Below are 14193 nucleotides of genomic sequence, written 5' to 3' on the forward strand. Positions count from 1 at the left end.
CTCATTTGTCCCTTTCTAAACTGCTGATTGCAGCTTTCATATATCCAAGTGCATATGCCATGCCTGCATGCCAAGGTGCATCACATTCGGTCGCAGGTGTATGATCGGGAATTAAAACGCCTTCATAATTCCGTTCTTTTAGAATTCTAAGGGCCTTGATCATATCAATATCTCCTTCATCCACGAATACCTCGTCATAGTGCGGGACTTTGCCCCTGACATTCCGGAAGTGTATGTAGCCAATGCTGTCTGCATATTTCTCAATGGCTTCATAAACATCGCCATCTGCCATTTCCTGAATGGTTCCGAGACAAAATTCAAGACGGCTGTTTTTGCTCGGGTGGAGGTCAAGGAGTTTTTGAAAAAGCTCAGGTTTATAAACCAGTCTGGAATGGCCGCGAACTTCCTTCAGCGGAGGGTCGTCAGGATGGGCTGCCAGGATGACACCCGCCTCTTCAGCAACAGGCAAAAGCTCTCCCAAGAAGTAATCAAGCCTGCTCCATAGATCTTCTGCTGTAATCTTTTGCAGATGTCCTTCTGCAGGCTGAAAATCATACTGCATATTCCATACCGTGCCCATTGGAATAGGGGTATGTTCCGGGTTGTGAAAAACAGCTGTTCTTGCTTTCCCGCGGGCTGCATGTTCTTCTGTAAGGCCCCAGACACCAGCAATACTGAAATTATAGCCAAGTACAGGTATGCCGACTTCTCCCATATTTCGGACAATGCTCTTTAAACGTTCCATTTGTTCCTGCTTTTTGGGACCATCAAGCAGAACATCGTACCAGTGGGCAGGACAAAAGTTTTCAATAGCGTGAAATTCTACTCCTTCTTCATTCATCTCTCTTTTGAGTCTTTGAAGATTTTCAAGCGAGTACACTTTATCGTGCAGATCAAGATCAAGCGGCACTGTATGATAATCCGTTAAATGAGCGACGATGTGCGTGCATCCTACCTGTTTTGCAAATCTGAAATTTTCTTTAGTAAGCATTCGCTGGTATAGTCCTAAGCCAAGTTTCATGTTTTCACTCCCTTTAATATTGAATATTCAGTCTTTATAATCTACACCCCGCTCCTCGGGGCTTACTGCTGGCCTTTTCGAAACGCAACCGTTTTGCGTTCGATAATTTCCGTGCTTAACATCATTTGTACAGTACGTCCTTCTGTCTCCCTGAGCCTGCCAATCATCAATTCTACTGCTTTTTGCGCAATGCCTTTTTTATCGACATCAACTGTTGTAAGGTCATTCCATTGCGCTTTAGAGATATTATCGAATCCAATAATTGAGAAATCCGCCGGACAGCTGAAGCCGTTCCTCTCTGCAATCCTGATGCACTCCAGAGCTACAGGGTCATTGGCTGCTACAAAGCAAGGCTGCGTGCCTTCTTTCAGAACATCCAGAAGCTTCTTTTCAAACTCATCATTTACGTAATCTCCACCAATTCCCGTCAGCACAGAGCTCTCAATGACAGATTTTGATGGGAGAGCTGTCCTTTCAGCAATCGCAGCTTTATATCCTCTAAGTCTCTCAGAAAAGCTCCACGAAAAAGATTCATCCCCCACAAAAGCAACTCTTTTAAACCCTTTTTCAAGAACGAAATTGGCTGCTTCGTAACTGCCGTAGAAATTTTGAGTAAGAACATGATCAAAGTGGGATGAAAAGTTAATAGAGTCGACAAGCACAATCGGCATTCCATATGTTTGCACGCCCGTGATGATTGAAAGCGGAATGTTCCCCAAGATAAGAGCGCCGTCTACTTTCCTGTTCTCTATGCAAATCGGAAGCTGAAGTCCGTCCGCAGATTCCGCATCGATCGTTGAAATCATCATGCTGAAATCATATTTTTGAAGTTCATACTCAATCCCCTGCAGCAATATGCCCCAGTATTCCAAATCCTCGTAAAACTTTCTTGGAAGCAAAACGGCCATATTGCCGGTCTGTGAGTCAGGCACAAAACTTTTTGAGGAATTGAAGCTGTACCCCATTTCCATGGCAATTAGACGAATCTTTTCTTTTGTTTTAACGTTTACGCCCGGTTTATTAGAGAGTGCTTTTGATACTAAGGCCTTTGAAACGTTTAATTTATCAGCAATGTCCTGCATCGTGATAGTCGTTTTGGTTGCTTTCATGAATTACCTCCTGGTTTATCCAACAGTGTTAACAACGTTTCAACTTAATCATAATTTGTTTACAAAAATAATTCAACAAAATAGATAAAATTATCAGTATTTTTAAAGAAAGGTATATTTTCTTCGTCATATTCTATTCTAAAAACGGCTTCTTAACACATAAAATCAGTCTATCATCAAGATTTATACTGTTAACTTTTTACAGTATATAAGTTTACAAAATAAAGTAAACTAATTTTCAGAAAATTGTTGACAAGCTGTATTCCTGTTGATTATGATTTTTGTAAGCGTTTCAATAAAAGGGGGTAGCAGTTGTGAAAAAGATTTCTTTTTTGATGTTTTTGGCTTTACTTCTGATTGTTTCTGGATGTCAGCAAGGTTCAAAAGACGCAAGCAGCGAGAGTAAACAAGAATTAAGAATTATCAGCTACAGAGTTGAAGACAAAGATTATTACGAAAAGCTTCACAAGGATTTCATGGAAAAGTACCCAAACATTGAAATCAAGTATGATGCTGTTCCTACGAAAGACTACGGAGTTGTTTTCAACACAAGAACAGCTGCCGGCGAAGTTGATTTGGTTGCAGGAGCCCGTGATTATTTAAAAACGGAAGAAGCAAGAGAAATGTTTACGGATTTGACTGGTGAAAAGGTTCTTTCTAATTATAAAGAAGACGCTTTGAAACTGGAAGAAGTGGAAGGAAAGAATTATCTAGTGCCTTGGAATAACGTTGCAATGGTTACTTTTTATAATAAAAAGATTTTAGAAGAGCTGAAAATTGACCTCCCTAAAACATGGGACGAATTCGAAGCAGCTTCTAAAAAAGCAGAGGAAGCAGGCTACACCGGTATTGTTTTTGGAGGGAAGGATCAATGGCCAATCGCTATGCCTTTAACAGAGATAGAAGCGACGATGGTAAGAAGCGAACAGCCTGAATTCAACGCAAAGTTAAAAGATGGAGAAACAAAATTTACTGACCCGATTTGGGTTGATGCATTAACAAGACTGCAAGAACTCGGCGGCCTTTTCCAAAAGAACAATGCAGGTCTTGCATATGGTCAGGCACCAGGCATTTTCGCACAGGGAAAAACGGCTTTCATGGTTGACGGTTCATGGAGTGCTAGCCAAATCGCAACGGCAAATCCAGATCTTGAATATGGAGTCATGAATCTTCCAGGCTCCAACAATCCAGAAGACAATAAAAATGTAGCTGTTAAAAGCGGCGGCGGCTGGATGGTTGCCAAAGACAGCAAAAACAAAGAGGCAGCTATGAAATACTTAGAATATGTTTCTCAAAAAGAGGTTTACCAGAAGTACATTGAGTTCTCGAAGACTGTTCCAGTAATGGATGGAATTGAAGTCGGTGAAGAGGTTGCTATGGTTGAAGATCTTATGAACGAGAATAACGTTGTTCCAGTTTGGGAGTCTACGTTTATTGCAGGCGCTAAATATGACTTTGTAAACCTTGGAATGAAACTGATTTCAAACAACATCACACCTGAGAAAGCAGCAGAACAAATGCAGAAAGACTTTGATAACAGCAAAGAATACTGGAAGGAATAGATGTAAGGAAGAAGAGCCTGTTACAGGCTCTTCTCTTCTAAAAAGGAGTGTTTCCCTTGAATAAAGGAGCAGCAACTATCTGGCCATGGCTTCTGCTGATGCCTGCCCTGATCTTATTTTCCTTGTTCGTCTTGTTTCCAACTGTGGGAAACATTTATTTCTCGCTTACGGACTATGACGGAAATGTAAATAATTTTGACTTTATAGGATTAGACAATTACAAGAGAGCCTTTACCGCAGACTACGACGGTGTTTGGAACTCTATCCGCATTACCCTTATTTTCTGTGTGGCAGTAACCATTCTTCAAAATTCTATTTCTATTATTCTTGCAGTCTTAGTCAATCAGAAATTGAAGTTAAGCAGCTTTTACCGATCTGCCATTTTCATGCCCAACATTCTTGGGATTCTCGTTGTCGGACTTATCTGGACTCTGGTTTTTGATCCGTTCTCCGGTCCTGTTTCGCAGCTTCTCAGCAAGTTCAATATTGAATCTGCCCTTCTCGGCGATGAGAAGGTTGCTCTGGGATTGGTTATCTTCGTTCAAATTTGGGCGCATATGGGGTATTCAATGGTCCTTTACTTAGCAGGCCTGCAGGGGATTCCTAAAGAGCTTTATGAAGCGGCGCACATCGACGGTGCATCAGGCTGGAAGTCCCTGATTTATGTAACCCTTCCCCTTCTTCAGCCAATGATTACAATCAACCTGATTTTGATGATTATTGGAACACTTGGAACGTTTGATATTATCTTCGTCCTGACAAACGGCGGTCCAAACGAATCGACGATGACTCTTGGAATGTACATATTTACTAATATCTTTCACGGAGGAGCAAGCCAAGGGTACGCATCTGCACTTGCTATGATTCAATTCATCATTATCTTCTTCGTTGTCTTTATTGCCCAGTATTATTCACGGAGAAAGGAGACTGAGTTTTAATGAGGAAATCATTTGCCAAAAACCTGATCCCAAACATCATTCTAATGGTGATCACTCTCATTATGGTCGTTCCGCTCCTGCAAGTGATAAACATTGCCTTGAAATCTAATCAGGAGTTCCTCTCCTCCCCAATTTCCATTGTAAAAGATCCGCAATGGGGAAATTTTCTCGAGGCATGGGTAAGCGGTGAAATGAGCACTTATTTTCTGAACAGCTTTATTTATACAGCAGCTGTATCAATAGGTGTCTGCTTAATAGCAACGCTTGCGTCCTATCCGATCGCAAGAAAGCATATCAAAGGCTCAAATTTCTTTTACCTGCTGTTTTTGTCCGCTTTGTTCCTGCCTGCAGGACTTGTGCCTTTGCTGTTTCTCATGAAATACCTGAACCTGATGAACACGTATCACGGCTTTATCATTTTAAAAATTGGAGGCGGCCTTTCAGTCGCGGTTTTTATCTTCACCGCTTTCATTAAAGGCATTCCAAAAGAGCTTGATGAAGCAGCTGCCATTGACGGCTGCGGATATCTCAGATATGTCCTGACTATCCTCCTGCCCCTAATGAAGCCCGCCATTATGACGGTAGGCATGCTGACTGCCATCGGCACTTGGAATGATTTCGTCGGTCCGTATGTGTTTCTCATTGACAAAGAACTGAGACCTCTCACTTCCGGCTTGTACATGTTTATGGGCGAATATGCTGTTAACTGGCCCATTCTTGCATCAGGAATTCTGATTGTGGCAGCTCCGCTCGTCATTGCATTCATATTCCTGCAGCGGTTTATCGTTTCAGGCATCACCGCGGGTTCTATAAAAGGATAACTACTCTTACTACTTGAAAGGAAGAAAACCAATGAAACTTACAAAACACTCAGCAAACCCGATCTTAAAACCGAATCCAGAAAACAAATGGGAGGATTTAGTCGTATGCAATCCAGGCGCTTTCTATAAAGACGGCACCTTCTCCCTCCTTTACAGAGCAGCAGGAGATGATCAGGACCACATGATTTATTTAGGCTTAGCTGAAAGCAAAGACGGCGTTAATTTTACAAGAGTCTCTGACAAGCCCGTTCTTTATCCCAGCTCTGATGGTCCTGACCAAGGCTGTGTCGAGGATCCGAGAATTGTCGTTTATGACGATACCTACTATGTGACATATGCCTATCGCCCGTTTCCGCCGGGAAGGTATTGGGAGTTTGGCCCCGATGAAGTGAGAACCTTTGACCTTCCTGAGAGCGCTCCATATCACCTGAGGCATAATGTGACTAATACAGGCCTGCTTATATCAGATGACTTAAAATCGTATAAACGCCTTGGAAGAATTACAGAGCCGAGCCTTGATGACCGGGATGTCATTCTTTTCCCTGAAAAAATCAACGGAAAATACTACAAGCTTCACCGTCCAAAAGAATGGATCGGCCCGGAATACGGATGCGAGTATCCGAGCATCTGGATTACCTCTTCTGAAGATTTACTTGAATGGAAAGCAGAAAGCACGCTGCTTGCAAAAGGCGAATTTGATTGGGAACTGAAAATCGGAGGAAGCACACCGCCACTTAAAACAGATGATGGCTGGCTTACTCTCTATCATGGAGTCGATTCAGAAGGAATTTACCGTGTAGGCGTTCTGCTGCTTGACCTAAATGACCCGACGAAAATCATCGCCCGCCCTCCTCATCACATTATGGAACCTGAGCATGATTATGAGTGGGAAGGCTTTTATAAAGGCTGTGTGTTCCCAACAGGCAACGTCATCGTCGATGATACCCTTTATGTTTACTACGGCGGTGCAGACAAATATTGCTGCCTTGCTACATGTTCCGTTTCAGAATTAATGAATTTTGTAAAGAAATACCCTGTTGAATAAAGAATTACAGCGAGACTGTCCATAGGAGTTCTCTATACTCAGACAGTCTTCTTTCAATACAAAAGGAGCGATCACAATGAACAAAGCTGGCACTATTCTTGAAGAAAAAGTCGACCGCATGCTGCAGCAATTCGGAGAAAAATGCCCTGGTTCGGCAAATGCTGCCGGAATTTACGACAATACTTCCGTTGATATTTGGACTTCCGGCTTTTGGCCGGGCATTCTATGGATTATGCATGATCTGACTAAGAAAGAGCATTACAGGCAAGCTGCATGGAAATGGGACCGTGATATGGAACTGAAGATGCTTGAGGAGAATGAATTTCTTCACGACGTAGGATTCCAGTTTCTAAGCACTGCCGTTATCAAATACAAACTTACAGGCGATGAGGATGCTAAACGCCGCGGCTTGTCTGCAGCAAACTTCCTCGCAGGACGCTTTAACCTTGCCGGAAACTATATCAGGGCATGGAAATGGAGAGGTGATGAAGGATGGGCAATCATCGACTGTCTGATGAACCTGCCGCTTCTTTTTTGGGCATCAGAAGAAAGCGGTGACCCTAGATTCAAGCATATAGCCCTTGCCCACGCCGAAACCGTTCTGAACTACTTTATCCGTCCAGACGGCTCCGTGAATCACATCGTCTCGTTCAATCCTGATTCAGGAGATTATATTGAGAGTTTAGGAGGCCAGGGGTATGGTCCTGATTCTTCCTGGAGCAGGGGTCAAAGCTGGGCCCTTTACGGATTGGCTGTTCTGTACAGAATAACAGGCGACAAACGTTTCCTGGATGCTTCAAAAAAAGTGGCCCACTATTTTATCAGTGCCCTGCCGGACGATTATGTACCATACTGGGATTTTAGAGTGCCCTCTCTCGCAGATGAACCGAGAGACACCTCAGCCGGCGCAATTGCCGCTTCTGGCTTACTTGAATTAGAAGAGCTTCTGCCAGAGTTCGAAGGCAGGCTTTATCGAAATTGGGCAAATAAAATCTTAACGAGCTTAACTGAAAAGTATACGAGATATGATGATCCTGCCTATGAAGGCATTCTCGCTTCCGGAACCGGTCACAAGCCTGAAGGACGGCATATTAATGTCCCGCTGATTTATGGCGACTACTTTTATGTAGAGGCTTTGGCAAAACTGAATGGCTGGAAAATGAAAGTCTATTAATCTGCATTGGGGTGAGAAAATATGAGAAAAGCTTTAATTATTCAGGGAGGATATGAAGGTCATAATCCCAAAGAAACTGCCGCCATTTTATCCGGCCAGCTTGAAGAAAATGATTTTGCCGTTACCATTGCAGATTCATTGGACGTTCTTCTTGAAATGTCCAGGCTGTCTGAGTACGACTTGATTGTACCTCATTGGACCATGGGCATACCTCCCGAAGGAGCCGTTGACAACTTAATCTCGGCCGTTAAATCAGGATGCGGCCTTGCAGGCATTCACGGCGGTCTTGGAGATGCATACAGGTCAGAAACAAAGTTTCATCATATGACAGGCGGACAGTTTGTCGCCCACCCTGGAGATGACGGAGTCACCTACACCGTTGATATTCACAGCCATGAGATTACAGAGGGCATGACCCCTTTCTCTGTAACGACCGAATTGTATTATATGCACGTTGATCCCGCAAATGAAGTCATCGCGACAACCGAGACGAACGGAATATCCATGCCGGTTTCGTGGGTCAAGCGTTTCGGCAGCGGGAAAATCTTTTATACATCGCTTGGACATTCGGTTGAAGTGGTGAAACAAAAAGAAGTCCTTCCCTTTATTACAAAAGGAATGATTTGGGCAACGCGGTAAAAGGAGATGAAACGATGAAGATTGGAGTCATCGGCTGCGGAAACATCAGCAAAGTATACCTTAGCAGCCTTAAAAAATTCCAGCATATCGAGATTACCGGATGTGCGGACCTGGTGGAATCTGCCGCCGCAGCACGGAGCAGGGAGTTTGATATTCCCTGTTTCAAATCACCCGAAGAGCTGCTTCAGTCAGATGCAGAGATCATTTTAAACTTAACGATTCCAAAAGCGCATGGAAAAGTAGCGCTTGACAGTCTGAATGCCGGAAAGCATGTCTACGGTGAAAAACCGCTTGCCGCAGACTTAGAAACCGCTGCTTCCATCCTGGAAACAGCTGAACGAAAAGGCCTCAGAGTCGGCTGTGCGCCTGATACCTTCCTTGGAGGAGGCATTCAAACCTGCAAAAGCATCATCGACCATGGATTGATCGGAGAGCCGGTTGCAGCCACTGCTTTCATGATGTGCCGGGGACATGAGAACTGGCACCCGTCTCCAGAGTTTTATTACGAAGAAGGAGGTGGACCGATGTTTGATATGGGGCCGTACTATTTGACTGCCCTCATTCAGTTAATAGGCCCTATGGAGAGAGTAACAGGTTTCTCAAGAAAAACATTTGAAAAAAGAACCATTACAAGCCAGCCTAAATACGGCAAGACAATTATTGTGGAAGCTGACACCCATACAGCGGGCGTCATTCAATTTTCAAACGGTGCTATCGGGACATTGGTTACAAGCTTTGACGTGCATTCTACTCAGCTTCCTCATATTGAGATCTACGGAACAGAAGGAAGCATAAGAGTTCCAAATCCAAATCATTTCGACGGCACTATTTTACTGAATAAAGGAGACGGCCGCTTAGATGAAACAGCCGCTGTTCAGCCTGAGGCAGCGAATTTCAGAGGAGCCGGGCTGCTCGATATGATTCAGGCGATTGAACAGGATAAGCCTCACCGCGCCAGCGGAGAAATGGCTTTTCACGTTCTTGAAACTATGCATGCGTTCACACTCTCTTCGCTTGAAGGCAAGCACATCGAGCTGTCCAGTACTTGCATAAGCCCTCTGCCTTTGGGAGAAGAGGATTTAAAGAGGATGAAAAAGAAAGGATGACTGCTGTGTCCTCAAAACCAAATATTATTTTCATTATGTCTGATCAACAAAGATTCGACACAATCAGGGAGTTTGGATTTGATTATATGCACACACCGAATCTTGATGCCTTAGCAAAGAAAGGAACCATGTTTTCCAATACCTTTACGAATGGCGCTACCTGCGTTGTTTCCCGTGCTTCCTTGTTTACAGGGATGCACCCGCATAACACGGGTGTTTATACATTTGACAACTGGTCCCATCAGCGGACTTGGATACAAGATCTTTCAGAAGCAGGATATTACTGCGTAAATATCGGGAAGATGCATGTACAGCCCCGGGATGAACCGGCCGGTTTTCATGAGCGTTTCGTCGTTGAAAATCCCACTTCGAAATTCGTTGAGCATGGACAAAAGGACGATGAATGGGGAGGATATCTCTCCACTCACGGAAAAGAACGGCCCAATGACCGCCATCTTAAACAGCCAGACTGGAAGAACCTTTACCAATCTGTCCCTTGGGAACTAGATGAACACCTTCACCCAGACATATTTGTAGGCGATAAAGCAACAGAGTGGATTAACGAGTATACAGGAACAGACCCTTTTTTCCTGCAGATTGGTTTTACAGGTCCGCACGAACCTTATGATCCTCTGGAGCGCCATCTGGATCTCTACCTCCGGGAAGATGTTCCTTCCGGCATCTGGATGGAAAAAGAATTAACCGAAAAACCCCCTCAGCACCTTGCGCATCAGACCTTTCACGATCAAATCAATCACGAAAGCACCATCGCCATGAAACACGCTTCACAGAACGACATACAGGAAATGCGCAGACATTACTTCGCAAAAGTATCCATGATCGATGAAAAAATCGGCGAGATCATGGACGCACTCGATCAAAAGGGATATCTGGAAAATGCCGTGGTCATTTTCACATCCGATCATGGAGACATGCTCGGCGATCACAAATTGCCTTATAAATGGCTCATGTATGATTCCATCGTTCATGTCCCGATGATTGTATGGGACACGCGGATGGACCGGTCAGCTTCGAAAAAACAAACGCAAGCCCTCGTCTCCTTAATCGATATCGGCCCTACCCTTTTAACGTACGCAGGCATCTCCCCTCCAGACTATTTAGAGGGCAGCCCTTTTAACAGCCTGCTCGAACAACAATCGGAAGACAAATTACACGAGTTTGTCTTTTGTCAGGACAATTATCTGACTATGATTAGGAGCCATACCCATAAAATGGTCTACTACACCGAGCAGCAGGATTCAGGTGAACTCTATGATCTGATAGAAGACCCTGATGAGCTTAACAATCTTTTCAGCCACAAGGAGTACAGCGGCATCAAACAAAAAATGAAAGATGCCCTTTTAAACTGGCTGCTCAAGAGCACCTATTTATCAGCGCCCTACCACAACTTGGAATACCAGAAAAAAAGAAGACGTCCCGTCCCTCCTTACTTTTTGCATTCTTAAAAATAAAGGTTCGCAAAGGAGCTAAGAGAATGGTAAACAAGAAAAAAAACAGGTGGCTTTCCTTTCTGTGTTTCAGTTTTGCCGTTTGTTTATTGCTCGGCGGTACAGCCAATCCCTCAAAAGCAGAAACAGGGGATGAAGAGTTTTCTAAAGTAAGAGACCGATGGATTCACTCGCTTACCGGCGGTACAGAATACGACCCGGCTGACCCTGAAATTGCAGCAAGAATTGACCGGATTACACAAAAAGCCCAAAGTGTCTGGGATTTGATGGACAAATCCCCGGACCGCACCTACTTATTCAGTGACTTTAAAGGTCCTGTCCCAACTCAGAACATAACAGAAAGCTATGTTCACCTAAAAGAAATGGCTCTCGCCCATTCCACGGCGGGATCTCCCTTGTACAAGAACGAAGCTTTAAGAGCAGACATCCTTGAAGGACTGGATTGGCTTAACGAACATTGGTACTACACAGGGATGGAAAAGAAACCCCAGTCTCCTTCAAACAACTGGTTTGTTTGGGAACTCGGTGTACCTCTCAACCTGACAGACGTTCTTGGCCTGATGCATGAGTACGTTTCTCAAGAACAGATCGATAATAACTTAAAAGCAATCGATTACTTTCTACCGAACCCTTCACGTCTCGGAACGAGCGTAGGCTGGAACCTGCCGGCTACAGGAGCCAACCTTGCATGGGCTTCAACAGCTGTCGGAAAAAGAGGGATACTTGGAAAAAACAGCGCAAAAATTCAGCTTGCCACTTCCTCTCTTAGTCCGCTGTTCAAATACGCAGACAATGGCTCAGACGGGTTTTACAAGGATGGATCCGTTCTCTTTCACGGTGGTTTCCCTTATACAACCGGCTATGGGTGGTCCAATTTAATTGAACCGGCAAAGGCCATTTCCCTTTATGAAGGATCCCCATGGGCCATCACAGACAAAGAAAAAGAAAACCTCATCAGCTGGGTGCTCGATTCCTACGAGCCGCTGATCTATAAAAACCGCATATTTGACAATCTTGATGGCAGAGAAATTACAAGGCAAAGCAATTCCGACAAAGCAGACCCTCTTCTGCCGGCAATTTTGAACTTGCTTCCAGCTGCATCAGAGGAGCAGGCTGTTCATTTGAGAAGTTTAGTTAAGTACCTGATCACAACTGATCCGACATTCGATTATTACAGCCGCGCTGCACTGCCTGAAATTGTAGAACTGAAAAAGATTGTAAGCGATACTGGCACAGCCGTCAGAAAACCACTTGATCTGTACAAACAGTTTCCATACATGGACAGAAATGTGATGCAGAGAAAGGATTTTATGTTTGGTGTTTCTATGCATTCTTCACGTACAGGAAACTACGAAACAATCAACTTTGAAAATTTGATTGGCTGGCATACAGCAGATGGAAGAACGACCCTGTACAACAACGATCTGACACAGTTTTCAGACGGATACTGGCCGACAGTGGATGCTTCCAGACTTCCTGGAACCACCATTCAAAACCATAGAAAAGAAGATGTAATCTCGCCTCAAATTGGAAAAGTAACGCTAAAAGGGGACACAGAACAGAGCGATTCACTGGATGATTTAAGCGGCATTTTCTACCGTTCACCGATGTGGAACGTAACCGGGGATGAATCTGATTTTTACGGGGATTCCAGCCGTTTAAGCAGAACACAAAACTCTTATGAATACATCATTTACAAAGCAAATCAATTAAAAGACTTTGAATTGGACATGTTCTTTTCGTCATACAGCAACTTGGACAGATTAGAAGTCTTTACATCGTCCGACAACAATTCTTATGTAAGGATTGATACAGTTCATGAACCTACTGAGATGGGAAATGAATGGTTCAAAGCTAAAGTAAAACCCGCAAAAGCGTTACCTGCTAATACGAATTACCTTAAAATTCAGCTGATCCCAAGTGTCACATCAGGGCTTGGAACCCAGGATTTTGCCGGCGGAACGGATATCGACGGAAAATATGGAGTCTCAGGGATGCGGCTTCAAGCACACGGACAGTCGCTGATGGCCAAAAAATCATGGTTTATGTTCGACAATGAAATCGCTTCAATTGGCTCAGACATCCATTCCAATGATAACCGTACAGTTGAAACCATTGCCGAGAATCGCAAATTAACGGATTCAGATTCCCAAAAACTTACCCTTGACGGTAAAATCCGTACTCTGGAAAAGCCATGGGAATCAACGAATAAACCTGTACGCTGGGCTCATTTAAGCGGAGCTGCAGAAAAATCTGATACAGGGTACTACTTCCCTTCTAAACCAAAGATTCATGTGAAAAATGAAACGCGAACAGGAAGCTGGAGCCAAATTACCGGAGGCGGTTCAACCACCCAGGTGACGAGATACTACCTTTCTTTAGGCATCCCTCAGGGACTGAATCCTGAAGATGAACACTATTCGTATGTACTGCTCCCAAGTGCCAGCTCAAAAGAAACAGCAAAATATGCAAAGAAACCTCAAATAGAGATTCTGTCCGAAACGAATCAAATCCACGCCGTTAAAGAGAAAAAACTGAACGTTATCGGAGCAAATTTCTGGGAAGACAAAGAAAGCACGCTGAAAATAAAAGGAAAACCGTTCCTGACCTCAGACCGCAAAGCATCAGTCATGACAAAAGAAACGAAAAAAGGCATAAGCCTATCACTGACAGATCCTACTTGGAAAAACAAAAAGGGCGGCCTCCTAATTGACGATGCCCAGAGCTTTAACAACATCCACTCCAGAACTGACGACTGGATGCTTGAAACAGGCGGCGGCTTTAAGCGCAGACTTTCAACAAGCACACAGCACCTGGTCTATAAATTGAATGACATTCAGGAATTTGAAGCCACATTGCGGTATAACTTCACCTCAACTAACAACAGAGATTTATTGGACAGAGTGAAGTTCTATGTCTCAGGCGACAATCAAACATTTACTGAAATACCTGTGCGCTTCAAAGAACCTCACGAACCAATCAGCGCTGGAGGACTGGGCAACCAAACGGTCGTTGTACCGGACCAGGTTATCCCTGAAGGTTCACATTATTTGAAAGTTGAATTTGTTGGCGGTGCAGACAAAGAAGTATGGTCCCCGCAGCTTCGCCATATGAAAATTACCGGAAAACAAACGGACGACGGATACATCCACATCGATCTTAACCGCAAGGCTAAAAGCATTGATTACAAGGATCCTAGAATTGAAGTATTACAGCTGTCCCCGACGATCCGATTGAAAGTGGACGTAGATTCCTTAGAAGGACTTTCTGTGAAAGCGAACTTTACCTATTAACTAATTTCAGCATGGA

General features: G+C 43.9%; 11 protein-coding genes. 9 read left to right on the top strand and 2 right to left on the bottom strand.

All coding sequences use genetic code 11. The features are described from left to right. Position 1: 1 nt before the first annotated feature. Together ACK1LH_RS19445 and ACK1LH_RS19450 are read right to left on the bottom strand one after the other, a co-directional pair. Positions 2-1021, bottom strand: a complete 1020-nt coding sequence (locus ACK1LH_RS19445) for a mannonate dehydratase (RefSeq protein WP_411334020.1) — start codon at positions 1019-1021, stop codon at positions 2-4. 62 nt (positions 1022-1083) lie between these two features. Then, entirely contained in the window at positions 1084-2130 is a 1047-nt protein-coding gene (locus ACK1LH_RS19450; RefSeq protein WP_411334021.1) for a LacI family DNA-binding transcriptional regulator, read from the bottom strand. Positions 2131-2444: 314 nt separating this feature from the next. Between ACK1LH_RS19450 and ACK1LH_RS19455 the strand changes: the two genes are divergently transcribed. The 9 genes from ACK1LH_RS19455 to ACK1LH_RS19495 all read left to right on the top strand — a co-directional run bounded on the left by ACK1LH_RS19455 (position 2445) and on the right by ACK1LH_RS19495 (position 14177). Continuing rightward, positions 2445-3692, top strand: coding sequence for an ABC transporter substrate-binding protein (locus ACK1LH_RS19455; RefSeq protein ID WP_411334023.1), 1248 nt, complete (start codon positions 2445-2447; stop codon positions 3690-3692). 56 nt (positions 3693-3748) lie between these two features. Next, positions 3749-4630 carry a carbohydrate ABC transporter permease gene (locus ACK1LH_RS19460; RefSeq protein ID WP_411334025.1) on the top strand — a complete coding sequence of 294 codons (882 nt, stop codon included), beginning with the start codon at positions 3749-3751 and terminating at the stop codon, positions 4628-4630. Beyond that, positions 4630-5451 (top strand): carbohydrate ABC transporter permease, encoded by an 822-nt coding sequence (locus tag ACK1LH_RS19465; protein ID WP_411334026.1) that lies wholly within the window; start codon positions 4630-4632, stop codon positions 5449-5451. The genes ACK1LH_RS19460 and ACK1LH_RS19465 overlap by 1 nt, the downstream gene beginning before the upstream one ends. 31 nt (positions 5452-5482) lie before the next feature. Next, positions 5483-6496: a glycosidase gene (locus ACK1LH_RS19470; protein WP_411334027.1), complete on the top strand. Its 1014-nt coding sequence runs from the start codon at positions 5483-5485 to the stop codon at positions 6494-6496. 76 nt (positions 6497-6572) lie between these two features. Beyond that, on the top strand, positions 6573-7670 hold the full coding sequence (locus ACK1LH_RS19475; protein ID WP_411334028.1) for a glycoside hydrolase family 88 protein: 1098 nt from the start codon (positions 6573-6575) through the stop codon (positions 7668-7670). A 21-nt stretch (positions 7671-7691) separates the two neighbouring features. Then, positions 7692-8309, top strand: coding sequence for a ThuA domain-containing protein (locus ACK1LH_RS19480; protein ID WP_411334029.1), 618 nt, complete (start codon positions 7692-7694; stop codon positions 8307-8309). 14 nt (positions 8310-8323) lie between these two features. Further along, the gene (locus ACK1LH_RS19485; protein WP_411334031.1) at positions 8324-9415 is read left to right on the top strand and encodes a Gfo/Idh/MocA family protein; all 1092 of its coding nucleotides are present in this window, start codon (positions 8324-8326) and stop codon (positions 9413-9415) included. Between the two features lie 5 nt (positions 9416-9420). Continuing rightward, the gene (locus ACK1LH_RS19490; protein WP_411334032.1) at positions 9421-10881 is read left to right on the top strand and encodes a sulfatase; all 1461 of its coding nucleotides are present in this window, start codon (positions 9421-9423) and stop codon (positions 10879-10881) included. Between the two features lie 29 nt (positions 10882-10910). Further along, positions 10911-14177, top strand: a complete 3267-nt coding sequence (locus tag ACK1LH_RS19495) for a polysaccharide lyase 8 family protein (protein WP_411334034.1) — start codon at positions 10911-10913, stop codon at positions 14175-14177. Positions 14178-14193 lie beyond the last annotated feature (16 nt).

Source organism: Metabacillus indicus (assembly GCF_046603695.1).
Taxonomy (GTDB): Bacteria; Bacillota; Bacilli; order Bacillales; family Bacillaceae; genus Bacillus_P; species Bacillus_P indicus.

Bases quoted from the DNA above. Each gene is read 5' to 3' on its own strand.
- ACK1LH_RS19445 (WP_411334020.1), bottom strand. From the start codon at position 1,021: ATGAAACTTGGCTTAGGACTATACCAGCGAATGCTTACTAAAGAAAAT.
- ACK1LH_RS19480 (WP_411334029.1), top strand. From the start codon at position 7,692: ATGAGAAAAGCTTTAATTATTCAGGGAGGATATGAAGGTCATAATCCC.
- ACK1LH_RS19470 (WP_411334027.1), top strand. From the start codon at position 5,483: ATGAAACTTACAAAACACTCAGCAAACCCGATCTTAAAACCGAATCCA.
- ACK1LH_RS19465 (WP_411334026.1), top strand. From the start codon at position 4,630: ATGAGGAAATCATTTGCCAAAAACCTGATCCCAAACATCATTCTAATG.
- ACK1LH_RS19495 (WP_411334034.1), top strand. From the start codon at position 10,911: ATGGTAAACAAGAAAAAAAACAGGTGGCTTTCCTTTCTGTGTTTCAGT.
- ACK1LH_RS19485 (WP_411334031.1), top strand. From the start codon at position 8,324: ATGAAGATTGGAGTCATCGGCTGCGGAAACATCAGCAAAGTATACCTT.
- ACK1LH_RS19450 (WP_411334021.1), bottom strand. From the start codon at position 2,130: ATGAAAGCAACCAAAACGACTATCACGATGCAGGACATTGCTGATAAA.
- ACK1LH_RS19475 (WP_411334028.1), top strand. From the start codon at position 6,573: ATGAACAAAGCTGGCACTATTCTTGAAGAAAAAGTCGACCGCATGCTG.